This is a genomic window from Mesorhizobium sp. M2E.F.Ca.ET.219.01.1.1, from assembly GCF_004016445.2.
Taxonomy (GTDB): Bacteria; Pseudomonadota; Alphaproteobacteria; order Rhizobiales; family Rhizobiaceae; genus Mesorhizobium.
In genome coordinates this window covers 56,181-80,140 of record NZ_SADT02000002.1, presented here as the reverse complement: position 1 = coordinate 80,140, position 23,960 = coordinate 56,181, and the positions used below count along the sequence as shown (strand labels likewise).

Genomic DNA, 23,960 nt, shown 5'->3' with positions numbered 1-23,960 from the left:
GCTCACCTATAGTCGAGCGCGGATGCGGACGCCAGAATGCGGCCGTTGCTCAATATATGGCGCGGATCGATCGCATCCTTGATGCCTGCCGCGAGATCGAGCGTCACTGGATCGATGCGGTCGAGGAAGGCCCGCTGCTTGACCCGGCCGATGCCGTGCTCGGCGCTGATCGAGCCGCCATAGCGGTCGACGACGGCGAAAATCTCCGCTTCCGCCTCCTCGAACAGATGCTCGATCGCCTCGGCCGCCATGCCCTCCGGCGGCACGACGTTGAGATGGATGTTGCCGTCACCAACATGGCCGTAGGTGACCGGCAGCGCGTCGGGGCGTGCCCGTCCCAGCTCGAAGAGCGCGTCGGTGACGAAATCGGCAAGCTTCGAGATCGGCACCGAGACGTCGGTGCGCAGGTAACGGCCGCCGCGGCCCTGCCGCTCGACCATGATCTCGCGGTAGAGCCACAGTCGCTCGCCCTGCGCCCGGGTCGATGCCACGATGCCGTCCTCGACGAGATCCTCGACGCCCGCGAGAAAACTCAACAGCATATCCTTAAGGTCGATCAGTCCTCCGGACGAAACCTCGATCAGCACATAGGCAGGGTAAGGCTTGCCGAGTGGCTCGTGGAAATCCTTGCCCTCGCGCATGGTGATCTCGATGCCGCCGCGCAGGATCAGCTCGAAGGCGGTGAGCAGGTCGCTGCAGCCGCGCCGCGCCCGCGCATAGAGCGCCATCGCGTCCTCGACCGAACGCAAGCCGACGAGCGCCGTTTCAATCTGCGTCGGCCTGGGGAAGAGCTTCAGCGCAGCGGCGGTGACGATGCCGAGCGTGCCTTCCGAACCGATGAAGACCTGCTTCAGATCATAGCCGCGATTGTCCTTGCGCAGCACCTTCAGTCCGTTCCAGATCCGGCCGTCGGCCAGCACGACTTCAAGGCCGAGCACAAGGTCGCGCGTCATGCCGTAACGCAGCACGTTGAAGCCGCCGGCATTGGTGGCGACATTGCCGCCGATGCGGCAGCTGCCCTGCGCGCCGAAGGTGATCGGCAGGATGCAGTCGCTCTCCTCGGCAGCGCGCTTGGCATCCTCGAGGATGCAGCCGGCCTCGACCACCATGGCGAAGTCGATCGGGCTGATCGAGCGGATCCGGTTCATGCGCTCCAACGAGACGACGACCTCGTTGCCGTCAGCCGCCACCGCCGCTCCGACAAGGCCGGTCAGCCCGCCCTGCGGCACGACGGGGATCCTCTCGGCATGACAGTGCCGCATCAGCGCCGACATGTCTTCCACGGAGCTGGGCCGCGCCACCGCCAGCGGGCGGCCGAAATGGTCGCCCGACCAGTCCCGGCTGTAGCGTGCCATGTCCTCTGCCTCGGTCAGCAGCCCGCCGTCCGACAGCACGCCGGCAAGGGCGGCGATCAGCGATGCGGAATTGGGCGGCACTGCATTCATGAACTGAACCTGGACCCTTCCGGAAAACGACTGGACAACCACCAATCTTGTCGTGTTATCATACAACCCTGATTGAGAACATCAAGCGATAGCATGCTTCCCGAAGCCGTTTGGTGCGGATGGTCAGACTGGCAAATCACTGAATTCGGAGGACTTTCCCAATGAGCGACGCCCCGGGCTTTCGCTATATGCACACCATGATCAGGGTGCTCGACCTCGACAAGTCGATCGCCTTCTACACCGAGGTGCTCGGCATGACCTTGCTGCGCCGCGAGGATTATCCAGGCGGCAAGTTCACCAATGCCTTTGTCGGCTACGGGCCGGAGGACAAGGAAGCGGTCGTCGAGCTGACGCTGAACTGGGGCCGCGAGGAACCCTATGAGATCGGCACCGGCTTCGGCCATCTGGCGCTCGGCGTCAACGACATCTATGCCGTCTGCGCCGAACTCGAAAAGCGCGGCGCCAAGATCCCGCGCAAACCGGGACCAATGCAGCACGGCACCACCCACATCGCCTTCGTCGAGGACCCGGACGGCTACAAGATCGAGCTGATCGGCCTGGACACGATGCAGTAATCCTGGACCGGACCGCACCGGCCTCGCGCCGATGCGGTCCCTTTCCGTCCGCGCTTGCTTGGGAGGCGGTGCGGGTGAGTTCGTCACTTGATGACCGCGATCTTGCTGCGGTCGATCGTGATGGCGACGGCGGCGATCAGCACCGCGCCGAACACCATGTTTTCCAGAAAAATGTTGACGCCGACGAAGGTCATGCCGATGCGCACGATCGAGATGATCAGCGCGCCGACCGCGGTGCGCGCTACCCCGCCCAAGCCGCCGGTGATGGCGGTGCCGCCGACGATGACGGCGGCGATGGCCGGCAGCAGCAGCTGGTTGGCGAGCACCGGCGAGCCGCTTGACAGCCTGGCCGCCAGCACGACGCCGGCGATGGCCGCCAGCATCCCCGATGCGGCAAAGGCGATGATCTTGGTGCGGTCGACATTGATGCCCGCCGCCCAGGCCGCCGGTTCACCGGCGCCGACCGCGATCGCCTGGCGGCCGAAGCGCGTATAGCGCAGCACCAGGAAACTCACGATGCCGATCAGCGCTGAAATCAGCACCACCATCGGCAGGCCGAAAATCGTGGCGTTGATCCAGGCGGTCTTTTCGCGGCCTGCTTCCTCGATGGTGATGGCGCGGCCGTTGGAAACCCAGAGTGCCAGCCCGGTGACCACGCCGCCGGTGGCCAAGGTCGCGACGAAGGACGGCACGCGCAGCTTGACATGGACGATGCCGCTCAGCAGCCCGAAGGCGAGGCCGGACAGGATCGCCACCGGAAAGGCGGCGAAGCCGAGCGAGGGCAGCAATTGCGCCAGCATGACGCTTGCCAGCGAAGCCACAGCCTGGATCGACAGGTCGATGCCGCCGAGCAGGATGGCGAAGGTGACGCCGGTCGCCAGGATGAACAGCACGGCGGTGTTGGCGAAGAGCAGCGCCAGCGTCTCGCCAGTGAGGAAACCGGGCGCGGCGATCTCGATGATCAGCAGCAAGGCGACGAGCAGGACCAGCGGTATGGCGCCCTGCGTCCACTTGCCCTCGAACACCTGCCTGATGGAAAAACCTTCGTTCATCGGCTCACACCATCGCTCGCAGGAGGTCTACCTGCTTGGGCTTGTTGCCTGGGCTCGCATCGAAGCGCGCGGTGATCTCGCCGTCGCGCATCACCAGCACCTGGTGCGACAGGCCGATCGTCTCTTCCAGCGTGTCGGAGATCAGAAGGATCGCCACGCCTTGCTGCGAGAGGTCGCGCACCAGCTCGTAGACCTCTTCCTTCGCGCCGACATCAAGCCCGCGCGTCGGATGGTCGAGCACCAGGATGCGCGAGCCGGCCGTCATCCAGCGCGCCAGCACCACCTTCTGCTGGTTGCCGCCGCTAAGCTTGCGGCAGGCGGCGTCCGGTCCCGGCGCCTTGATGCTGAGCCGCTTGATCCAGTCGGCGGCGAGCCGCCGCTCCTTGCCGTAATCGATGGCGCCGTTGCGCATGACGCTCGAGAGGTCCGCCAGCGAGATGTTCTCGGCGATCGACAGGAACATCACCAGCCCTTCGAGCCTGCGCTCGCGCGGGACATAACCGATTCCCCTGCGCACCGCCGGTTCCGGCGAACTGAAGCGCACCGGCTCGCCGGCGATCTTCATCTCGCCTTCATCATGCGGCAGGAATCCGCCGATGGTGCGGGTCACCTCTTCGCGGCCGGAGCCGACGACGCCGGCGATGCCCACGATCTCGCCGGCACGGATCGAAAGATCGACCCCGTGATAGAACCCGTTGGCGCCCAGCCCCTTGGCCTCGACCATGACCTTGTCGCCCGGCGGCTGTTGGCGCGCCTCGCGGTAATATTCGGCCTGCAGCCCGCGCCCCACCATGATCTCGTGCAGCTCCGGCGCCGTGACTTCCGCGGCGCGGTGCTCGGCCACGACCGCGCCATCCTTCATCGTGTAGACGCGGTCGGAAATCGACAGCACCTCGTCGAGCCGATGCGACACGAAGACGAAGCTGGCGCGAGACTTCAAAGACTGAACCCGCGCGAACAGCACCTCGATATCGGCGGCGTTAAGCACCGAGGTCGGCTCGTCGAGCAGGATGAGCAACGGACGCTCGACCATCTCCTCCAGCGTCAGCGCCTTGGCGAGCTCGACCATCTGGCGCGCTGCGAAGGTCAGCTCGGAGGTGCGCGCGGTGACATCGATGTCGACGCCGATCTTGGCAAGCTGCCGTCGCGCTGCGGCGTTCATGGCACGCCAATTGACGAGGCCGAAGCGGGTGAAACGGTCTTCTTCACCCAGATAGATGTTTTCGGCGACAGTGAGATTGAGCACCAGCGACTGTTCCTGGAACACCATTCCGATGCCGTGCCTGGCAGCGTCACGGGCGTTGCGCAGCTTGAGCGGCTCGCCATCCAGCGTGAGTGAACCGCCATCCGGCCGGTAGCCGCCGGCCAGCAGCCGCATCAGCGTCGACTTGCCGGCGCCGTTCTCGCCGATCAGCCCCACCACCTCGTTTGGACGCACCTCTATGGAGACGTCGCGCAACGCCTGGACGCCGGGGAAGTTCTTGATGATGTTCGACGCCTGCAGCATGGCGGTCACTTCACGATCTTGAGGCGAACGCGGTCGAGCGACAGCGCCACGGCGGCGATAATCATCAGTCCCTGCACCGTCTGCTGGATGTAAGGCGAGATGCCGAGCAGGATCATGCCGTTGGCTAAAACGGTGACGATCAGCACGCCGATCAGCGTATTGACGACGCCACCCTCGCCGCCGGTCAGTGCCGTGCCGCCGACAACCACCGCCGTGACCGCGGCAAACAGCCTGCCGTCGCCGATGACGGCGTGCGACTGACCGAGCTGGGCGGCGGCAAGCACGCCGGCAATGCCGAAGAAGAAGCCGGCCAGCGCAAACGCCGCGATGCGTACGCGCGTGACATTGACGCCAGAGAGCTTGGTCACGTCCTCGTCGCCGCCGATCGCCAATATGTGGCGGCCGAGCCTTGTGTAATACTGGATGACGGCGGCAAGGGCGAACGCGCCGATCGCGACCCAGACCGCCAGCGGCAGCCCGAGGAAACGATGCAAGGCGAGGTCGCGGATCGAGGCGTCGTTGAGCCGGATGGCCGAGCCGCCCAGCATATAGACCGACAGGCCAAGCCCGATGAACCACATGCCGAGCGTCGCCATGAAAGATGGGATGCGCAGCATCGTCTGGACGAGACCGCTGATCAGTCCCATGATCGTGCCCGAGGCGATCGCCGCCAGCACCGCCCACCAGCCATAATCGTTGCCGTTGCTGTCATTGGCGGCCAGCAGCACCACCACCATCGCCGCCACCGACAGCGTGCCCTCGACCGAAAGGTCGATGCTGCCCATCAGAATGATGAATGTCAGCCCCATCGCCAGTGTCAGCGGGACCGCGGCGGAGTTCGCCAGCCGCACAAGATTGCGCAGCTCGATGAAATTGGGATTGGCGATGGTGATCAGAATGCACAGCACGACCAGCACCGCCAGCGGCGCGAGCCTGCGCCAGCGCCTGCCGCCGAGCATAGTGGCGATGCGGCCGGGGAGGAATGTCATAAGCGTCGTCCGCTCGATGTCCGAAACGGACTTCAGGGGTTCTGTCTGGATTGTCAAGAAACCGCTTCCCGTCAGCTGGTAACAGGCTCGTGGCCACGGGCGCAAGACGCCGGCAAAAAGGGAGCGGGCCGCTGCCAGGGAGAAGCCGGCCCGCCCCAACGGGTCAGGCGCGGATCGCTCCGGTCACCCGGCCCCACAGATCGTTCCAGTCAATCTCGGGCTTCGACTCGACATTGGTCTTGTAATATTCCTCGACATTGTCGTGCGAGATCAACACCGCCTTGCCATAGAATTCGCGGTGCTCCGGCGGCTCCTTGGCCGGGTCGAACTTGCCAATCTTGGCGTTGTAGCCGATGGCGAGCCCCATGCCGCCCTGCCATAACGGATCGGAGGTGACGGTGCAGGCGAACTCGCCGGTGCGCACCGCGTCGACCGCCGTCTTGATGCCGTCCACACCGACGATCGGCACCTTGCCGGCGAGGTTTTCGGCGCGCAGCGCTTCGAGCGCGCCGGAGCCCATGTCGTCATTGGCGGCCCAGATGCCTTTGATGTCGTCGCCGAAGCGGGTCAGCAGATTGCCCATCAGGTCGAAGGCCTCGGTCGATTTCCAGTTGGCGACCTGGAAGTCGAGCAGCTTGATGTCGGGATTGGCTGCAAGCGCTGCATCAAGGCCCTTCTTCCGTTCAATCGCAGCCGTGGTCGAGATCAGGCCGCCGAGCGCGACGATGCCGCCCTTGCCGCCGATGGTCTTGAACAGGATCTCGGCGATGGTCTTGCCGCTGGCGATGCCGTCGAACTCGATATGCGAGACATAGTTCGGATTGAAGTCCTTGGGGTGCAGGTCGGCCGGCTTGTTCCACTGCGTCACCACATAGGCGCCGGCCTTGGCGCAGGCTTCGACGATCGGGCGCGCGTCGGGCGTGTCGTTGGGATCGGAACTGAGCACCATATTGCCGTTGGTCTTGGCCAGCATCGCCTTGATGTCGGCGATGCCCTTCTCGCTATTGCCTTCCGAAACCAGCGTGACATGCTCCAGCCCGGCCCATTTGGCATAGGCCTCGGCGCCGGTCTTCCACACCGCGTGATAGGGATTGGACAACGAGCGGATCGACGTCACCAGCGTCGGCTTGTCGGCCGCGCGCAATATGTTCGGCATCGCCAGCGTCACCGCGCCGGCGGCGGCGCCCAGCATCAGCGTCCGGCGGCTCACGCTGCCGGAAAAAACAAGACCATTGCTGTCCTTCATTTCGAACCTCCCGATTGAATTTGTTTGCCGCCCGGCGCTTGCGCAGGGCGCGGCCGGATCCTCCAGCGAGGGTTATCGGTCTCCTCTACTTGTATGACAACCCTTCAACACGGCAACCATACTCTTTCTCTTGACGCGGCACAAGCGACTTGAGATCGTCACGCGCATGAAGAGCGAGGCACTGACTTCGCCTCGGCTAGGGAGCGAGAATGCCGGACTACATCATCGTTGGCGGCGGCTCGGCCGGCTGCGTGCTTGCCGCGAGACTGAGCGAGGATCCAGGCCTGTCGGTCGTCCTGCTCGAGGCCGGCCCGCCCGACACCGACCGTTACATCCACATGCCGGTCGGCTTCTTCAAGATGACGTCCGGCCCGCTGATCTGGGGCTATGACGCGGCGCCCGGCCAGGAGATCGATGGCCGCGTCATGGTCTACCCGCAGGCACGGGTGCTGGGCGGCGGCTCGTCCATTAATGCCCAGGTGTTCACGCGAGGCTGCCCGCAGGACTATGACGGCTGGGCGGCCGACTTCGGCTGCGCCGGATGGAACTACGCCGATGTGCTGCCCTATTTCGTCAGGTCCGAGGGCAACGACACCTTTGCCGGCCCGCAGCACGGCATTGAGGGTCCGCTCGGCGTCTCCAGCGGCGCGCCGCATCCGCTGACCAGGATCTTCGTCAAGGCGGCGCAGCAGGCCGGCCTGCCTTTCCGCGCCGACTTCAATGCCGGCGAGCAGGAAGGCGCCGGCTTCTACCAGACGACGACGCGCAACGGGAAGCGCTCGAGCACGGCGGTCGCCTATCTCAAGCCCGCGCTGGGCCGCAAGAATCTGACGCTGCGCACCGACGCCACGGTCAGCCGCGTCGTCGTCGAGAATGGCTGCGCCGTCGGCGTCGAGATCATCGTCAATGGTCGCCCCGAGCTGATACGTGCCGAACGCGAGGTGATCGTCACGTCCGGCGCCATCGGCTCGCCGAAACTCCTGATGCTGTCCGGCATCGGCCCGGCCGCGCATCTTGCGCGGCACGGCATCAAGGTGGTGCATGATCTGAAAAACGTCGGCCAGAACCTGCACGACCATATGGATGTCGACGTCGTCGCCGAACTCAACGGCCCACATGGCATCGACCGCTACAAGAAGAAGCGCTGGCAGGCCCTTGCCGGTCTCGAATACGCGCTGTTCGGCAAGGGACCGGTTGCCTCCAACATCGTCGAGGCCGGCGGTTTCTGGTGGGGCGATCGCGCCGAGAGGACGCCCGACATCCAGTTCCATTTCCTGCCCGGCGCCGGTGTCGAGGAAGGCATCGGTTCGGTTCCCGGCGGCAATGGCTGCACGCTGAATTCCTACCATGTACGGCCGCGTTCGCGCGGCAGCGTGGCGCTGCGCTCGGCGGACCTGCGCGATGCGCCGGTCATCGATCCCAATCCTTTCGCCGAGCGCTACGATCTCGAACGCGCCATCGACGGCATCGAGATCAGCCGCGAAATCCTCTCGCAGCCGGCCTTCGCCAAATACATCAGCCGTGAGCATCTGCCCGGAGCGGCGACGAAGGGCCGCGCGGCGCTCGAAGCCTTTGCCCGCCAGCATGGCCGCAGCGCCTATCATCCGGTCGGCACCTGCCGCATGGGCGGCGATGCCGACAGCGTCGTCGATCCCGAGCTTCGTGTGCGCGGTCTTGCCGGCCTGCGCGTCTGCGACAGCTCTGTGATGCCGCGCATCGTCTCTTCCAACACCAACGCAGCGGTGATCATGATCGCCGAGAAGGCGGCGGATATGATCATCGGCAAGACACCAGCGGCATAGCTCACTCGTCCTCGAACATCTCGCGTGGCGGAAAATCCGCGCGGCTGTAGTCGACGACGATGAACTTGCCGCCCTGGTAGCGCTCGACCACCGGGTTGTCGGTCACCTTGCCGCGCACACGCTCGGCCTGGCCGTCGGAACTGTCCTGCGGCGTCCAGCCGAGCTTCTTGCGGGCATCCTTACGCCAGAAGCCGCGGCTGTTGTTGGACTGGCCCCAGATCACGGAACAATCGACGCGCTCCGCTTCAGCGCAACGTGCGATCAGGCGCACGAAATCGTCATGCGATATCCAGGTCGAGAGAATGCGCTCGTCGGGCACTTCCGGCAGCACGGAACCGATGCGGATCAGCACGCTCTCCACCGCATGCTTGTCGAAATAGAGCCGCGCCAGCATCTCGCCATAGGCCTTGGACAGGCCGTAATAGCCGTCCGGCCTGAGCAGGCAATCCTGGTCGAGAATCTCGGTCCGCTCGTAGAGGCCGACCGCATGCACCGAGGAAGGGAACACGACGCGCGCTTTCTCCCGGCGCGCCGCCTCGTAGATGTGGTAGGCGCCGCGGATGTTTGGGCCGAGCACGGTCTCGAAGGGTTGCTCGGTGGAGATGCCGCCGAAATGCAGGATCAGGCCGCAGCCCTCGGCTAGTTCATCCACCGCCTTCTGGTCCTCGAGATCGGCCAGGGTGAAGCTTGCCCTGTCCGGCAACGGGATCGCCAAGGGCGCGACATCGGTGAGCCGCAACGTCCAGCCCAGTGAAGCCAGCCTGGCCGAGAGCAGCCTTCCGATCGTGCCGGACGCCCCGGTCAACAACACAGGTTTTGTGGAAAGCATCATGCCCTGCCCTTTCCCGGTCGCTACGCCGATACTTGCGCGCACCCGCAAGGACCGCGCAGATTGCCTTCGGCACGGCCGTTGAAAATCTCATCATATCACCAGACAAATTATGACTTGCCAGCAAATGCGGTTCGTTTATTGCTTGGCGACGATGAAACGTTCCTTTGGCCTTCCCCCGCAGATCAGCCGCACTGCGCAGGTTGCGGACTGGTTTGCGCGCCAAATACGTGCCGGTCACTTGACGAGCGGCGAAAAACTGCCGACCGAGCAGGAGTTGATCGCGCAATTCGGCGTGAGCCGCACGGTGATCCGCGAAGCCATGGCCTCGCTGCGCTCGGAAGGGCTTGTTGTCAGCCGCCAGGGGGCGGGCGTGTTCGTCGCCGATCATCAGGCCGCCACCACCTTCCGCATCATCTCCGACGAGCTCACCTCGCTGACCGAAGTGCAGAACGTGCTGCAGCTTCGGCTGGCGGTGGAACAGGAAGCCGCCGGCATCGCCGCCGAGAAGCGCAGCGACGACGATCTTGCCCGCATGCGCGACTGCCTCGATGCCATCGACGCCTCGATCGCGGCGGGCGAGAGCGCCATCGAGCCGGATTTCGCCTTCCACCGGGCGATCGCGTCCGCCACCGGCAACCCCTATTTCGAACGCTTCATGCATTTCCTCGGACCCGTCATCATTCCGCGCCAGCTGATGCGCCCGCGCGACGAAACGCCGGAGCAGCGGCGGCTGTATCTGGAGCAGGTCCAGACGGAGCACCGCCGCATCTACCAGGCCATCGAGCGGCAGAATGTCGAAGCCGCCCGCTTCACCTTGCGCGAGCATCTGGAAGCGGGCCGCGAGCGCTATCGCCGCATGGTCGACGGTCCGGCAAGGCGGTAACACAGGATCCATCGGACCTAAGCCATCTCGGCCACCGGCATCTTGCAGACCTGCATAAGGGCGGCGAGCTGGCGTTCCTCATCCGCCGTCAGATCGAGCAGCGGCGAGCGGACCGGTCCGCAGTCGATGCCGGCAATGCGCGCGCCAGCCTTGACGATCGATACCGCATAGCCGGCGCGCCGGTTGCGGATGGCGAGATAGGGCAGGAAGAACGAGCGGATGAGATCGTCGACCTCGGTCTTGCGGCCGGCCCGCAGGGCGTTGAAGAAACGCAGCGCAACCTCGGGCGCGAAGTTGTAGATGGCCGACGAATAGGTTGTCATGCCGATGGCGGCCGCCGCGCTGGCATGGACCTCCGCCGTCGGCATGCCGCCGATGAAGACCAGCCGGTCGCCCATGCGATAGCGCGTGGCGGTGAGCAGCTCGATGTCGCCGACGCCGTCCTTGAAGCCGATCAAGTTAGGGCAATCCTGCGCCACGCGCTCGAGCGTCTCGGGCGCCAGAATGGCATTGTCGCGGTTGTAGGCGATGACGCCGATACCCACCGAACGGCAGATGGCGGTGAGATGGCGGCGCAGGCCCTCCTGCTCGGACTTGACCAGATAGGGCGGCAGCACCAGCAGGCCATCGGCGCCATTGGCCTCGGCCGCCTTGGCGAACTCCACCGCCATATGCGTGCCATAGCCGACGCCGGCGAGCAGCGGTAGGGTCTTGGGCACTTCGTGCGAGGCCGAGCGCACGACGCGTTCGTACTCCTCGAGCGTTAGCGAGAAGAACTCGCCGGTGCCGCCGGCGGCGAAAAGCCCGCTCGCTCCGGCAGCGCCCTGGGCTGCGACATGGGCGCGGTAGCCGTCTTCGTTGAAGGCGCCGTTCTTGTCGAAAAAAGTTAGCGGGAACGACAGCAGTCCGCGGCCAAGGGATTTCATCAGTTCGGTCGGAGAGGAGGTCAAAGCGAGTGCTCCATGCGAAGGGCCGGTGGGTGGGGTCGAGCCGGCTGGGATTGTTCTAGCGGTGCCTTGTCGGCGGCTCATACGAAGCCCGGCCGCACTTGCGCCGCGGCGGCATCGATCGCCTTGCGGCCGAGGCCCGACTTGACGATGCGGATCAGTTCCTCCTCGCTGGTGTCGGCCGTCGAGGCGTCGAGCGCGATCTCGCCCGAATGCAGAAAGTTGATGCGGTCGCAGACCTCGAAGATCTGGTTGTAGTTGTGCACGATCAGGATCACCGAGACCCGGCGCTGCTGGCGTAGGTTCTGGATCAGGCCCAAGACATGCGCGCTCTCGCGCACGCCGAGCGCGGCCAACGGTTCGTCGAGCACCAGGATTTTTGGTGACGAATAGATCGAGGGGCAACCGCGATGCACTGGCGCTGACCGCCGGACAGAAGGTCGACAGTGCTGTTGACAGAGGGGATCGAGATGCCCAGCGTGTCGAGATAAAGCTGCGCCTGCTCGCGCATCTTCCCGTTATCGAGCAGGTTCAGTCCGAGCACGCGCTTGCGGTATTCGCGTCCCAGGAACATGTTGTGGTAGACGCTGAGGTCGCCGATCAGCGCCAGGTCCTGATAGACGGTCTCGATGCCTTGCGCGCGGGCGTCGCGCGGCGAGGCGAAACGCACTTCCTTGCCCTGCGAGACGATCGTGCCTGTGTCGGGCTGGTGGAAGCCGGACAAGATCTTGATCAGCGTCGACTTGCCGGCGCCGTTGTCGCCGACCAGCGCCAGAACCTCGCCCTGGCGCAGCCTGATCGAGACGTCGACCAGCGCGGTGACGGCGCCAAAACTCTTGGAGATGTTGGTCATCTCCAGCACGACAGGCGCATCGGGCGCCAGCGGCGGAACAGTTTGCGTGTTCATACGCGCCTCCGTGTGCGCAGCCGGTCGACCTGGATCGAAAGGATCATGGCGGCGATGATGGCCGCCCCGAGATAGATGTCGGAGACGGTCGCCTGGGCGCCGATCATAACCAGGCCGTTGTTGAGCGAGGCGACGACGAAGGCGCCGATTAGCGCGCCGATCACGGTGCCCGAGCCGCCGAGCAGCGACGTGCCACCGATGACCGCCGCCGCAATCGCCTGCAACGTCAGGAACGGACTGCCGGCCTGCGGGTCGGCCGAGGTGAATTGCGCCGTGTTGATGATGCCGGCAAAGGCGGCGCAGCCGCCGGCGATCATGAAATTGTACGTCTTCATGCGATCGGTGCGCACGCCGATCTCACGCGCGCCGATGATATTGCTTCCGGTCGCAATCGTGTGCAGGCCGAAGGTGGTGCGGTTGAGCACCAGGGCCAGCACCAGCACGACCAGCACCGCCCACAGGAACGGCGTGAAAGCGGTGACGCCGTGCCAGGACAAAAGCGCATCCGTCGGCTGGTAGAGGCTCTGGCCGAAGATCGCGTTGAAAGGCTGCTCGACCGGCGCCACGATCGGCTGGCTGTTGTAGATCGACACCACGATGCCTTGCAGGAAGAACAGCGTGCCGACCGTGGTGATCAACGAGGGCACCTTGAAGCGCACGGTGATGATGCCGTTGATGGCGCCGACGAGGATGCCGATCAGCACGCCGATCACCGCACCGACGGCCAAAGGCACGCCGTAGGTCACCGACAGCAGCGCCATGACATAGGGAGCGATGGAGAAGATGGCGCTGAGCGACAGGTCGATCTCGCCGGTGATCATCAGCATGACTTCGGCCGCGGCGATCAAGCCCAGCCGGCCGGTGTCGCGCAGCACCACGCTCATGAACGAGGGCGACAGGAAACCTCCGTCGCTGCCGAGCTGGAAATAGATCACCAGCACGATGGCGACGACGGCGATGCTGGCCTCGCGGTAGCGCGACAACAGGATGAGCAGTTGCTCCCGCATTGTCCGGGGGACCTTGACGCCAACGGCGTTCTTCTTCGCTGGCTGTATTGCGGTGGGCGGCAAGCTTGTCTTCCTGGTTTCAATGCGAGGCAAGTTCAACGGTAGCGGGCTATGCATCCGCGGCCGACGCCGTCGCCGCCCATCGCGAGATGAGATGGCGAGGGCGGTGGCAGGGAAGCCGTTAGGGCTCAGGTCGGCTCGGCGTCGCTGCGGCCCTCGAATCGCGTCTTGCCGACATAGGCGTCGACATTGTCCTTGGTCACATAGGCCTGGCTGGTGTCGCTGTTGGCAGGGCCGACGAGGCCACCGGAGAGCTTGTAGAGATACATCTGCTGCACCGGCAGGAAGCCCTGCAGATAGGCCTGCTGGTCCGTGGTGAAGTTGACGTCGCCGGATTTGATGAAGTCCAGCGTCTGCGGAAACAGGTCGAAGCCGGCGACCGCGCCGCCGTTCTTGACCAGCCCATATTTGTTGGAGATGAAGCCGCAGGCATAGGTGTCGGAGCCGCCGGTGCCGAACATGCCGTTCACGTTCTTGTGGCTGAGATAGTAGCTCTCGACGCGCGAGATTTCCGTTGCCGGATCCGGGCCGGTGTTGACGACATCGTAAGTGACGCCGCTGTTAGAGTCCTTGATCGCCTGGATGTAGCCATCGAGGCGCGGCTGCGTGTTGAGCGAGCCAGGCACGCCGATCGACAGCATGACGTGGCCGCCCTTGGGGATCAGCTTCAGCCATTTCAGCGCCGAGTTATAGCCCGACTGGTAGAGCGGCTGGCCGACATAGGAGAGCCGCTTGTTGGGGCTGCCGACCGGCACGTCGGCATTGAAGGCGACGACCGGGATGCCAGCCTGCGCCGCCATTTCGGTGGCGGCGTCGAAAGCCGTCGGATCGACCAGGCACACCGCGATGCCGTCCGACTTCTGCGCGATCGCCGTCTGCATGGCGCTGACCATTTCGGAGACGACGTTCTTCTGCGAACCGGTCCACTGGTAGCTGCAACCGAAGGCGGCGCAGGCGTCCTGGATGCCGTAGACAGTCGGCGTGAAGAACTGGTCCAGCGTCACATGGCAGACGAAATGGAATTTATACGGCTTCTTCGGCAAGCCGGCCGATGAATCGGCTGCTCTTGCCGCGCTGATGCCGGCCAAGCTTCCGCCCGTCAGCCCTGTCGCCAGCCCGGCAGCGCCGAGGCCGAGCTTGCCGGCCAGCGCGAACGCGCCGCGCCGGCTCATGGCCATCTCATTCTTCGTTTCGTCGTCCATCTGTTCCTCCCTTTCATTTGCAGGCGTTGCCCGCTTGTGTGTCATCTGGTTACATTGTTATATGACAACTTAGGTGTCAATGGCCTTTCGACCCCGCATCGACGGCGGACCTGTCGCGGCCGGTCGCGATGCGGAGTTGGAGCTTGGCCAGCAGGATCGAGAGCAAGGGAAGAAAAATGGCTGAAATCGAGTTCAGGGCTGTTGCGAAGAACGGGCTAAAGGTGACCACGATCGGACTCGGCGGCACGGGGCTCGGCAACATGTATCGCGCCGTCGATACGAATGCCGCGGTCAACACCGTGCACGCGGCCTATGACAGCGGCATCCGTTATTTCGACACCGCCCCTGTCTACGGCTTCGGCGTCAGCGAGACGCGGTTGGGCCTTGCGATCCAATCGCTACCCCGCGCCGACATCGTCATCTCATCCAAGATCGGTTACGACCTCGTGCCGATCCCGCCCGAGGAGCTGAAGCCTGCGCTGTGGGACCAGCCGGGCTCCTTCCGCGCCGAGTTCGACTATTCGCGCGATGCCGTGATGCGTTCGCTCGAAGGCACGCTGAAGCGGCTCGGTACCGACTATGTCGACATGGTCTCGATCCACGATCCGGACGAGGCGATCCATTTCGGCCCCGGCGAAGATCCTTATGCGAGGAGCCGTTTTCGCGAAGCCATGGACGGCGCTTATCCGGCTCTCGACGAGCTACGATCGCAGGGCGTCATCAAGGCGGTCGGCGTCGGCATCAACCAATGGCAGATGCTGTCCGATTTCGTCGTCGCAGGGGAATTCGACTATTTCCTGCTCGCCGGCCGCTACACGCTGCTCGAGCAGGAGCCGTTGGCGACTTTGCTGCCGCTCTGCGAGCAGCGCGGCACCAGGATCATCATCGGTGGACCGTATAATTCCGGCATCCTTGCGACGGGCGCGGTCAAGGGCGCGACCTTCAACACCCGGCCGGCGCCCGAACCGGTGCTGGAGCGCGTGCGCCGCATCGAGGCGGTCTGCGCCCGCCACGAGGTTTCATTACCGGCGGCGGCGCTGCAGTTCCCACTCGGCCATCCGTTGGTGTCGAGCGTCATTCCCGGCGCCCGGTCGGCGGAAGAGCTCAAGCAGAACCTGGCCTACCTAGGCGAGGATATCCCATCCAGTTTGTGGACCGACCTCAGAGATAGCGGATTGATTGCGCAGGGCGCCCCCCTTCCCATGACCGACGAAGGTTGATGCGCATTCACTGTCCAGTTGTACATCTCAAATGGAGTGCGGAACTGTCGATCTCCGCCCGCGAATCGAATGACCGCTTTCGGCGGAGATCAATGCGGTGCGCATGGGCTTGAATGAGGCGCAAAGCGGACACGCCTTTACGCACGCCTTTCTACGCCGCAGCGCTCGCGCCGTTCGAAAGCACTTTACTTGATCCGGGATGTGGGCGCTGATCGCGTCTGCCAGATCGGAGATGGAGATTCTCAGTCGAATAGGAGTCAGATATGGACAGGAAGGCAACTCGCACGGCAGCGAAAATCGCCGCCGAATTACGCCATTGTCGCCGTTCTCCTACTCCCACTCGATGATCAACTGGAGCATCAACGAATTGAATTTATTATATAATTTCTATCAATGAGTTCGATAATACCGTTCCAAATACCGTCGGATTCCTACGCTGTTGAAAAGGCTACAACAATGTAGTCGCTGTCGCGGCATGCATTCTTTTGACTACATCATTTCCGTCAGCGCCTTTGCGGCGCCCAAGGCGCACTTCGTTTGGCCGGCTGTGGCGGACGCCGTACGCAAAACCGGCACAGGACAGCGGTTGCTTCAGTTTGGGTATGCATCGCTTCCCGTTTGGCCCCCAAGCACAAACGAACTTACACAATTCGACAGCAGCGTTTGCGGACGCCCAATTTCCCCGGGCGTGAGCATCCCGTGCCTGAACAAGGTGACCACGCGACACCTCAAACCGATGCTGCTTTAGAAGCAACAGCAACTCGGAATCGGTTTGCGGGAGCCCAATGTCCGTGGGAAGGCTGCGCCGGAGAATGCCATCCGATACTGTGAACCCGTCTTGCTCCAGTCCGTAGCGGAGCCTTTGAAACTCGGGCTTCTCAACGGTCGGCTTCGACCATTCATATACTGGCTTGACGGCGGGAAGACGCGCAGCCGCGCGTTCAACCAGCGCGTTTTCAAGTAGTCCATCGTCAACGGGATGTCTCGGATTTCTATCGATGAACTGCTTCAGTTCAACCATCCGTGCTTTTGCGCTACCACCTCCGATATTCTCGTAAACGCTGGGCCCAAAGTCGGTGAGCAGCGCACTGATTTCAGCCTGCGTCAGGTTCTCCAGAACGTCAGCCGCCGCAATAATCGTCCGGCGCGAAAACAGCGAGCGCGTCGCCTCGCGAGCGGGCCCGAAATACTGCTCGACCCGATCATTGGCATGGCGCTCTAGGAACTTTCGCGCCTCCAGGTCCGTCAGGGGGAAGAACCCCTCCAACACACCATCATGACCTGCCAGCAGCTCAAAGAACACGCCGCTTGGTGTCCGGTAAAGCGTCCAGGAGGCATCCGACCTGTCGTCGCCGTGGTCGCCTCGGGCTAATCGCTCGGAGGTTTCGGTATCGTACACGACCCCGTTTATAATCCTCCTCATGCTACACCCGCCGCGAAGCCGCCTCGGCAATACCAGTCACTGTCGGCCAACGCCTGGTAGGAGGCCGTCCGCCAACCATTCACATTTACCAGCCGACAGCTGTTCGCCGTGCTCTGCAGAAGTGAGCGCACATCGTCCGCGCCGCCATCTGCATAGTTTGTGTTCATCAGATCGCTTAGTTCGGTAAGTTCCTGTGCGGCCTTTGCCGCATATCGGCTCGCCAGATTGAGCATCTTAAACTGGCGCTGGACCCGGGAGGTCAAGATTTCGCTCCAGCCGGCTGGTGGGGAAACGAGGAACCGCAGAGCCGCAGGCGTACCTTCGACGACTTCAGCGACAAGCCAGGGCTCGCCTTCGATATCGTCATAGTAGGGATGGATAGTCTCTTCGCTCGCCGTCAATGGCCGGACATCCGACTTGGCCTTGTTACAGTCATGACAGGCCGGAATCAGGTTCCACGGGGCTACCGCGAGCGCAGGAAACTGAGTTTTCGGTAAATAGTGATCGAGGGTTGAGACCACGTGTTGGCCACAGAGCGGGCATCGGCCGTGCTTCGGAGCGGCCATTAGTTCATCATAGACGGTCCGGCCAGGGGCCCCCTTCGCGGCCAATCTGCCAGTGTAGACCCTCGACATTTCCTTGACTGTTACAATACCGTCGATGTTCGCACTCGGTGCAATGGTGTGGATCTCATTGTTGGAGGCCGCGTCATCGAACTCGATCGAGGCGCCAACGATTGCAGCGGTTACGCTCACAAGGCGCTGTTTGAGGTCCTCATTTGCCACCTTGCTGATCGTCGTGGTGAACACATCTTCGGCCGTTTGTTCGGGCTTTGGCAATTTCCACATCAGTCATCGCCATTCGCGTCGCGTGCAGCGATAAGGCCTCGAACGATCGCCTGGCCTTCGAGGCCAAGTTGACCGACGAAGTGTTCGACGATCTCATCGAAGTCGCCACCCGCCGCCACCTGATCTCGCAGCATCCTATGGAAGCCGGACCCTGTTACCTCCAAGCCGAAGACCTCGCGGGTCAGAATTTCCACGTTCTCACCAAAGGTCTCAATTTCTGGACGTTCGGCGACGACAGTGCGTCCGTTGCGTCGAATCTTCCAGACGCAACTCATTGGCACCTCCTGCAACACGACAGGGGAGTGGGTTGAGTATTGCGGACCAGAGGACTTGTCCCTCGGAACGCTGATTGGAGTGAAATCGTCAAACGCGCTGAAGCTGACCGACACGAGCCCTGTAAATGAGCCGGCGTCTTCGTCGTCGTGACTGACGACGAAGCGCCCCTTTGCGCGATCGTTGTCATCCAAGAACGCTTCTGTCATCGAGTTTAGCAGGTAGGTCTTGCCCACACCGTTCCGCCCCGTGATGACATGGATGTTGGTCGGTGGCTGAACTTCGGGAAACACCCCAAACGTCAATTCCACCCGCTGCGTAATCGACCTGCGATCGCGAGGCATCCTGTATGAGAATTCGAAGGGTGTGACGCGAGCCCCACCACGTGCCATGCGGCGGTACTGCCCACGCACCGCCTGCGTCGACACGGAACGAAGCAGCGATAGTCCCGTGACACGCTCCTGCAGCGCGCGCTCAAAAAGATCCGAATCGAAAGCGAGGTCCCTGAGGCCTTCGAGGATTCGGTCGCGTAGCTCGGGCCCGATTTCGTTCAGCGCGGCATAATAGGTATCGTCCTGGCCCAAAGAGAAAAATTGCTCCTCCAAGGCCTCGAAGCGCTCTGGAATGTCGGGACGCCGCTGAGGTTTCTCCATCCCGACTTGGCCGATTTTCACGGACCCGATGTCCCGACTCTCACCATCGGCATCGATGTAGGTCAGGAAATACATGGTCGAGAATGCGAACCAATCGTCCCAGTTGTCGCTGATTAGAAATGCTCGCGATCGAGCCTTGCTCGGCGGCCGCCCGCCGACAGGCAATACTGTAAAGAACACGCTCCCTCCCCCCAACCCGCGAATAGAAATTCTATACCAGTATCTCGCCATGGAAGGCGACAGGCGAAATGAGCCGCGAATCAGATGGATCGGTGCAGGATTACAACTGGGGTCGACAGCAAGGATGTCGGACGTGGGGTTGCATCGCAGTGACCGATCTAAGGATACCGAGCCTTTATCTGATGCATCGCCGTGCCAATGGCCGCCATCATCTTCTGGGACATCGTAACCAGCGTTTGGGTACTCGCCGCATCGAACTCCAAGATCGGCACCTGCTCGATATCGCTATGGTAGTCGGATCGCCAGGGTCGAACATAGTAGCTCTGGGAGTCAGAATGAGCGTAAACTTGGTGACGCAGGCGAATGACATTCATGTGCAGCGCAGCTTCTGCTGTGTCGTAGGTATCCAGAAGCTCCTTGGGAAATTGTGGCCACCCCCTGCTCCCTCCGAACGCGCGCCCATACGGGTGACCATTCCACCCCTTCTTTAAGATAAACAGCCCGTAGCTGTGAGCAGCAGCCAAGTCGTGGCGTGCAGCATGCAGCTTACCGTAGAGTCTGTTATCCACATCGTCGAAATGGAGTTCTTTACTTTCGCTCGTTGTCAATGAAGCGGCCTCATGCCTGCCTGGGCGTGTGCAAGCATACAACAACTAATGAGTTCAGCCGGTGTTAGCTTCGGGGTGCCTGGAATGCGCTATTTGCACCCCGCGCAGCCTCGTGGGCTAGATAAGTTCGATCCAAGCCGGCGCATGGTCACTCGGCTTTTCCTCACCACGCAACTCGACATCCACACCGGAGTTGCGGAGCCTGTCGGAAACTGAGGGATTAATGAGCAGATGGTCCATTCGGAAGCCAGAGCTCCTATCGTAGCCACCGCCGTAGGAGAAATTCCAGTAGGTGTAGACGCCCTTCTCCGGATGAATGCGTCGAACCGCATCGATCCACCCATTCTCAAGCATCTCGGCATAGGCTCGCCGGCTCTCGGGGAAGTAAACCGCATCGCCTAGCCATCGTCGCGGCACCACAGCGTCAATTGGGGTTGGAACGACATTGTAGTCTCCGCACAGCACAGTTGGTGCTCCCTCTTTGAGCAGGACTTGGCCGTGGCTGATCAGACGGTCGAACCAGCGTAGCTTATAGTCGAACTTGGGACCAGGCGCTGGATTCCCATTCGGCAGGTAAAGGCAGCCGACAACAAGCCCGTCCACGTCGGCCTCGATGTAGCGGCTGTGCGTATCATCAGGATCGCCCGGCAGACCGCGCCGGCGTTCCACCGGGTCCATTCCCCGAGATAGAATGGCCACTCCATTGTAGGATTTCTGGCCATGCCAGACCGCGCCGTATCCCGCCTCGCGGATCGCGTCGGCTGGAAACTTCTCGTCCGACGTTTTCAGTTCCTGCAGGCAGACGATGTCGTAGTCCCTTGCCCTGAGCCATTTGAGGAGCACGGGCAGCCGGCCATTGACGCCGTTCACATTGAAGGTGGCGATGCGGACCATCTGTCCTCGCGGCCGAGGCTCACTTCTTGCCCAGTTTTTCCTCGACCTTCTTGCGACTGTTGCCGACCGATTTCACAGCCGACTTGACACCAGCCTTGGTGGCCCCAGTCTTGCCCGCCTCGTATTTCACCTCATGATCCTGCCCACCAGCGACTTTCGCGCGGTCCTGGCTACGTCCGCGAGTTGTTTGAGTAGTGGCCATTTCTTCCTCCAAGGGGTTGCGTGCAGTTCCCAACAACGCGGTCGGGCTCTTCCGGTTCAATCGATAGACGCGCGGAGTGGAACTGAATCTCAGGTCAGAGTATTGAATCGCACAATGTATGCGAGTTCCCTATGTCGGCCGTAGAGGCCGCTCTCAGCAAGAAGCGCGCACGGCGCAAGGACTCGGAATCTATCCCTCCATACGCGCTTCCCAAGTTTCGCCCATTCCAGCTCTGCACGCTGACAGACGACATACCGGTGGGCGCCGACTGGCTCTTCGAAATGAAGTTCGATGGCTATCGCGCGCAGGCCGCGATCTCCGGCTCGGAGGTCGTGGTCTATACCCGCAACGGCCACGACTGGACCCGCCAGTTCAAGGTGATCGTGCCGCCGCTGAGGTCGCTGACCAAGGGCTCCGCGCTTATCGATGGCGAGATCGTGGCCATCGACAGCCAGGGTCGCAGCAATTTCTCCATGCTGAAAACCGGCATCGCCGCGGGCATGCCGCTCAAGTTCTATGCCTTCGATCTGCTCGAATTGAACGGCGACGATCTGTCGAACCGTCCACTCCTCGACCGCAAGGAAAGACTTGAGGTCCTTCTGGGCAAGCGGGAGCCCGGCGACAGCCTGCAATTCTCCAGTCATATCGCCGACAATGGGAAGAAAGTCTTCGACACCATGTGCGCCGGCGGCCACGAAGGTGTCATCGCCAAGCGCGCGGACAGCCGGTATGTCGGCGACCGCGCCCCCACCTGGCTCAAGATCAAGTGCACAAGACGACAGGAGTTCGTGGTCGGCGGTTACCGCCCAAGCGACACCGGACGCGGCATGGCATCGCTGATCTTGGGTACCTATGAGAACGGCAAGCTGATCTATCGTGGCCGCGTCGGCACTGGCTTCACCCAGCCGATGCGCAAGAACATCCTCGAGCAACTTGAGAAGCGTCGCCTCGATAAGCCGGCCTTCGCCTCCGTACCGCGGGACATCGCGCGCCGAGCCAGATGGGTCAAGCCCGAGCTTGTTGCCGAGGTTGCGTATTCGGAGGTCACACCAGATGGCAGCCTGCGACATCCAAGCTTTCAGGGCATGCGCGAAGACAAGCGAGCCGATCAGGTGGCGATGGAAATGCCGAAGACACCGGCGACGCCTGGCGCCGCCAATCTCGATCCGGCGATCGGCAAGGAGGTCGCCGTCGCGGTCGGCGTCAAGCTGACGCATCCGGACAAGGTTAGGTATCCCGGCACCAAGGTTACAAAGGCTACGCTCGCCGCCTACTACGCCGCGGTCGTTGAGAAGATGTTGCCGCATATCCAGGATCGGCCGCTGTCACTGGTGCGCGACACTGATGGCGATCTGCGGCAGACCTTTTTTCAGAAGCACAAGCTGCCAGGCATGCCCAAGGCCATCCACGACGGCCATTTGGAGAAGATGTCCGGCAAGGAAAGACGCATCCTTTGGGTCGACGATCTGGCGGGGCTGATCGCCGGCGTCCAAATGAACGTGCTGGAATTCCACGTGTGGGGCAGCCTGCGCCAGCAGCCGAAACTGCCGCATCGCATGATCTTCGATATCGATCCCGACGAGGGCCTTGGTTTCAACGACGTCAAGCAGGCAGCCCTCGACATCCGGGGCGTTCTGGAAGCGCTCGGCCTTCAATCCTGGCCGCTGCTGTCCGGAGGCAAAGGCGTTCACGTGGTCGTTCCACTCGTTCCCGAAGCCGACTGGGAAGAGGTCAAGAGCTTCTGCCAGGACTTCGCCGAATTGCTGGCCCGCACGGATCCGGCCCGCTTCGTCGCGAACATGAGCAAGGCGAGGCGCAAGGGCCGTATGTTCCTCGATTATCTGCGCAATGGCCAGGGTGCCACGGCAATATGTCCCTGGTCGACCCGAGCCCGGTCTGGAGCGTCCTGTGCCGTACCCGTCACCTGGGATGAATTGCCGGCCTTCAAAAGCGCCAGCGCCTTTGACGTCTACGCGTCCGCTGCGCGAGCTCGGCAGTCCGACGACGCGTGGGAAGGCTATTTCGACGTCGAACAAACCCTGACCGAGCGGATCCGAAAAGCAGTCCGGTAACAGCAGCCAGTCCTAGATGGTCAGCGACATCTGGCCGTCTGCCTCTGCTCGCGTTCCGCTCAAGTTCGAAAGCGTCACCCCAAGCAGGCGTATCCCCTTGGTGACGGGAAACACCTGTTCGAGGAGTGTGCCGCTGACGGTCGCCAGGTCCGTCTCCGTCTCGATGACGCCACCGATCGTTCGGCTGCGTGTGATCTGCTGAAAGTCGGCGAACTTCACCTTGAGCGTCACGGTCCGGCCATGGATCGATCGCTCCGCACAATAGCGCCAGACCTTTCGGACCAATGGCGCCAGTTCCCTGCGAGCACTTTCGAGGTCAAACAAATCGTTCACGAAGGTGTCCTCGGCCCCCACCGACTTGCGCTCGCGATCGGCCCGCACCGGACGCTCGTCGATGCCGCGGGCTATCCAGTAATAGTACGGGCCTGCCTTCCCGAACTTCTCCTCCAGGAACACCAGGCTCTGCGCACGCAGGTCAGCGCCTGTCTCGATGCCGAGCCGGGCCATCTTGTCGGCGGTCGCCGGGCCAACGCCATGAAACTTCCGCACGGGCAATGCCTCGACAAAAGCCGGCCCCATTTTCGGAGTGATGACGAACAGCCCATCTGGCTTGTTCTGGCCAGAGGCGAGCTTGGCCAGGAACTTGTTGTAGCTGACGCCGGCTGACGCTGTCAGACCGGTCTCGGACTTGATCTTCGTGCGGATCATCTCCGCGATCGTCGTGGCGACCGGGATGCCCTGAAGATTGTCGGTGACGTCCAGATAGGCTTCGTCGAGCGAAAGCGGCTCGATCAGTGGCGTGTGCTCGGCGAAGATCGCGTGTATCTGCTGTGAGACGGCCCGGTAGGCGTCAAACCGCGGCGGCACGAAGATCAGTTCGGGACATTTGCGCTTCGCGGTGATCGAGGGCATGGCCGATCGCACCCCGAACTTTCTGGCCTCATAGCTGGCGGCGGCCACGCCCCCCCGCGCCGCCGAGCCACCAACCGCCACAGGCTTGCCACGCAGGTCCGGTTTGTCGCGCTGCTCGACCGAGGCGAAGAAGGCATCCATATCGACATGGATGATCTTGCGAAGAATGGCCATGCCTTTCGCCTTCGGCGCATCAGCTTCTTGGCCGTTGTCAATTCGCT

At 62.7% G+C, this 23,960-nt stretch carries 23 protein-coding genes; 5 read left to right on the top strand and 18 right to left on the bottom strand.

What is annotated here, in order from left to right:
* Positions 1–2 precede the first annotated feature (2 nt).
* Positions 3–1,445, bottom strand: a complete 1,443-nt coding sequence (locus EN862_RS10805) for an FAD-binding oxidoreductase (RefSeq protein WP_127868441.1) — start codon at positions 1,443–1,445, stop codon at positions 3–5.
* A 161-nt stretch (positions 1,446–1,606) separates the two neighbouring features.
* On the opposite strand from EN862_RS10805, the gene gloA reads away from it, so the two are divergent.
* Positions 1,607–2,020 (top strand): lactoylglutathione lyase, encoded by a 414-nt coding sequence (gloA, locus tag EN862_RS10800; RefSeq protein WP_095080570.1) that lies wholly within the window; start codon positions 1,607–1,609, stop codon positions 2,018–2,020.
* 83 nt (positions 2,021–2,103) lie between these two features.
* On the opposite strand, the gene EN862_RS10795 is transcribed toward gloA, so the two are convergent.
* The 4 genes from EN862_RS10795 to EN862_RS10780 all read right to left on the bottom strand — a co-directional run bounded on the left by EN862_RS10795 (position 2,104) and on the right by EN862_RS10780 (position 6,814).
* A complete protein-coding gene (locus EN862_RS10795; protein ID WP_127868440.1) occupies positions 2,104–3,072 on the bottom strand; it encodes an ABC transporter permease in 969 nt (322 codons plus the stop codon).
* 4 nt (positions 3,073–3,076) lie between these two features.
* Entirely contained in the window at positions 3,077–4,579 is a 1,503-nt protein-coding gene (locus EN862_RS10790) for a sugar ABC transporter ATP-binding protein (protein ID WP_127868499.1), read from the bottom strand.
* A gap of 5 nt (positions 4,580–4,584) precedes the next feature.
* Entirely contained in the window at positions 4,585–5,568 is a 984-nt protein-coding gene (locus EN862_RS10785) for an ABC transporter permease (protein ID WP_127868498.1), read from the bottom strand.
* A gap of 163 nt (positions 5,569–5,731) precedes the next feature.
* The gene (locus tag EN862_RS10780; RefSeq protein WP_127868439.1) at positions 5,732–6,814 is read right to left on the bottom strand and encodes a sugar ABC transporter substrate-binding protein; all 1,083 of its coding nucleotides are present in this window, start codon (positions 6,812–6,814) and stop codon (positions 5,732–5,734) included.
* Positions 6,815–7,023: 209 nt separating this feature from the next.
* Here EN862_RS10780 and EN862_RS10775 point away from each other — a divergent pair, with 209 nt between their 5' ends.
* A complete protein-coding gene (locus tag EN862_RS10775; RefSeq protein WP_127868438.1) occupies positions 7,024–8,616 on the top strand; it encodes a GMC family oxidoreductase N-terminal domain-containing protein in 1,593 nt (530 codons plus the stop codon).
* A 1-nt stretch (position 8,617) separates the two neighbouring features.
* Here the strand turns inward: EN862_RS10775 and EN862_RS10770 are convergent, their stop codons facing one another.
* Positions 8,618–9,448: an NAD(P)-dependent oxidoreductase gene (locus EN862_RS10770; RefSeq protein ID WP_127868437.1), complete on the bottom strand. Its 831-nt coding sequence runs from the start codon at positions 9,446–9,448 to the stop codon at positions 8,618–8,620.
* 151 nt (positions 9,449–9,599) lie between these two features.
* On the opposite strand from EN862_RS10770, the gene EN862_RS10765 reads away from it, so the two are divergent.
* Positions 9,600–10,331, top strand: a complete 732-nt coding sequence (locus EN862_RS10765) for a FadR/GntR family transcriptional regulator (protein ID WP_189401950.1) — start codon at positions 9,600–9,602, stop codon at positions 10,329–10,331.
* Positions 10,332–10,348: 17 nt separating this feature from the next.
* On the opposite strand, the gene kdgD is transcribed toward EN862_RS10765, so the two are convergent.
* From kdgD to EN862_RS10745, 5 genes are all read right to left on the bottom strand, one after another.
* Positions 10,349–11,281: a 5-dehydro-4-deoxyglucarate dehydratase gene (gene kdgD / locus EN862_RS10760; protein ID WP_127868435.1), complete on the bottom strand. Its 933-nt coding sequence runs from the start codon at positions 11,279–11,281 to the stop codon at positions 10,349–10,351.
* Between the two features lie 77 nt (positions 11,282–11,358).
* On the bottom strand, positions 11,359–11,634 hold the full coding sequence (locus tag EN862_RS36815) for a hypothetical protein (RefSeq protein WP_245519552.1): 276 nt from the start codon (positions 11,632–11,634) through the stop codon (positions 11,359–11,361).
* Complete coding sequence (locus EN862_RS10755; protein WP_245519551.1) at positions 11,589–12,185, bottom strand: ATP-binding cassette domain-containing protein; 597 nt, start codon at positions 12,183–12,185, stop codon at positions 11,589–11,591. The genes EN862_RS36815 and EN862_RS10755 overlap by 46 nt, the downstream gene beginning before the upstream one ends.
* A complete protein-coding gene (locus EN862_RS10750; RefSeq protein WP_193771561.1) occupies positions 12,182–13,192 on the bottom strand; it encodes an ABC transporter permease in 1,011 nt (336 codons plus the stop codon). Before EN862_RS10750 ends, EN862_RS10755 begins: the two co-directional genes overlap by 4 nt.
* A 188-nt stretch (positions 13,193–13,380) precedes the next feature.
* A complete protein-coding gene (locus EN862_RS10745; protein WP_127868433.1) occupies positions 13,381–14,454 on the bottom strand; it encodes a sugar ABC transporter substrate-binding protein in 1,074 nt (357 codons plus the stop codon).
* A gap of 176 nt (positions 14,455–14,630) precedes the next feature.
* Here EN862_RS10745 and EN862_RS10740 point away from each other — a divergent pair, with 176 nt between their 5' ends.
* Entirely contained in the window at positions 14,631–15,674 is a 1,044-nt protein-coding gene (locus EN862_RS10740; protein WP_127868432.1) for an aldo/keto reductase, read from the top strand.
* A 448-nt stretch (positions 15,675–16,122) separates the two neighbouring features.
* Here EN862_RS10740 and EN862_RS10735 read toward each other — a convergent pair whose 3' ends face one another.
* The 6 genes from EN862_RS10735 to EN862_RS10710 all read right to left on the bottom strand — a co-directional run bounded on the left by EN862_RS10735 (position 16,123) and on the right by EN862_RS10710 (position 20,755).
* Positions 16,123–17,073: a hypothetical protein gene (locus EN862_RS10735; RefSeq protein ID WP_126101812.1), complete on the bottom strand. Its 951-nt coding sequence runs from the start codon at positions 17,071–17,073 to the stop codon at positions 16,123–16,125.
* 20 nt (positions 17,074–17,093) lie between these two features.
* Positions 17,094–17,945 carry an HNH endonuclease gene (locus EN862_RS10730; RefSeq protein WP_126101813.1) on the bottom strand — a complete coding sequence of 284 codons (852 nt, stop codon included), beginning with the start codon at positions 17,943–17,945 and terminating at the stop codon, positions 17,094–17,096.
* A complete protein-coding gene (locus EN862_RS10725; RefSeq protein ID WP_126101814.1) occupies positions 17,945–19,051 on the bottom strand; it encodes a hypothetical protein in 1,107 nt (368 codons plus the stop codon). The genes EN862_RS10730 and EN862_RS10725 overlap by 1 nt, the downstream gene beginning before the upstream one ends.
* 158 nt (positions 19,052–19,209) lie before the next feature.
* Positions 19,210–19,659: a hypothetical protein gene (locus EN862_RS10720; protein WP_126101815.1), complete on the bottom strand. Its 450-nt coding sequence runs from the start codon at positions 19,657–19,659 to the stop codon at positions 19,210–19,212.
* Between the two features lie 117 nt (positions 19,660–19,776).
* Entirely contained in the window at positions 19,777–20,553 is a 777-nt protein-coding gene (gene xth, locus EN862_RS10715) for an exodeoxyribonuclease III (protein WP_126101816.1), read from the bottom strand.
* A gap of 19 nt (positions 20,554–20,572) precedes the next feature.
* Complete coding sequence (locus tag EN862_RS10710; RefSeq protein ID WP_126101817.1) at positions 20,573–20,755, bottom strand: DUF3606 domain-containing protein; 183 nt, start codon at positions 20,753–20,755, stop codon at positions 20,573–20,575.
* Positions 20,756–20,886: 131 nt separating this feature from the next.
* On the opposite strand from EN862_RS10710, the gene ligD reads away from it, so the two are divergent.
* The gene (ligD, locus tag EN862_RS10705; protein ID WP_126101818.1) at positions 20,887–22,827 is read left to right on the top strand and encodes a DNA ligase D; all 1,941 of its coding nucleotides are present in this window, start codon (positions 20,887–20,889) and stop codon (positions 22,825–22,827) included.
* Positions 22,828–22,839: 12 nt separating this feature from the next.
* Here the strand turns inward: ligD and dinB are convergent, their stop codons facing one another.
* Positions 22,840–23,913 carry a DNA polymerase IV gene (gene dinB, locus EN862_RS10700; RefSeq protein WP_245460077.1) on the bottom strand — a complete coding sequence of 358 codons (1,074 nt, stop codon included), beginning with the start codon at positions 23,911–23,913 and terminating at the stop codon, positions 22,840–22,842.
* Positions 23,914–23,960: the final 47 nt, after the last annotated feature.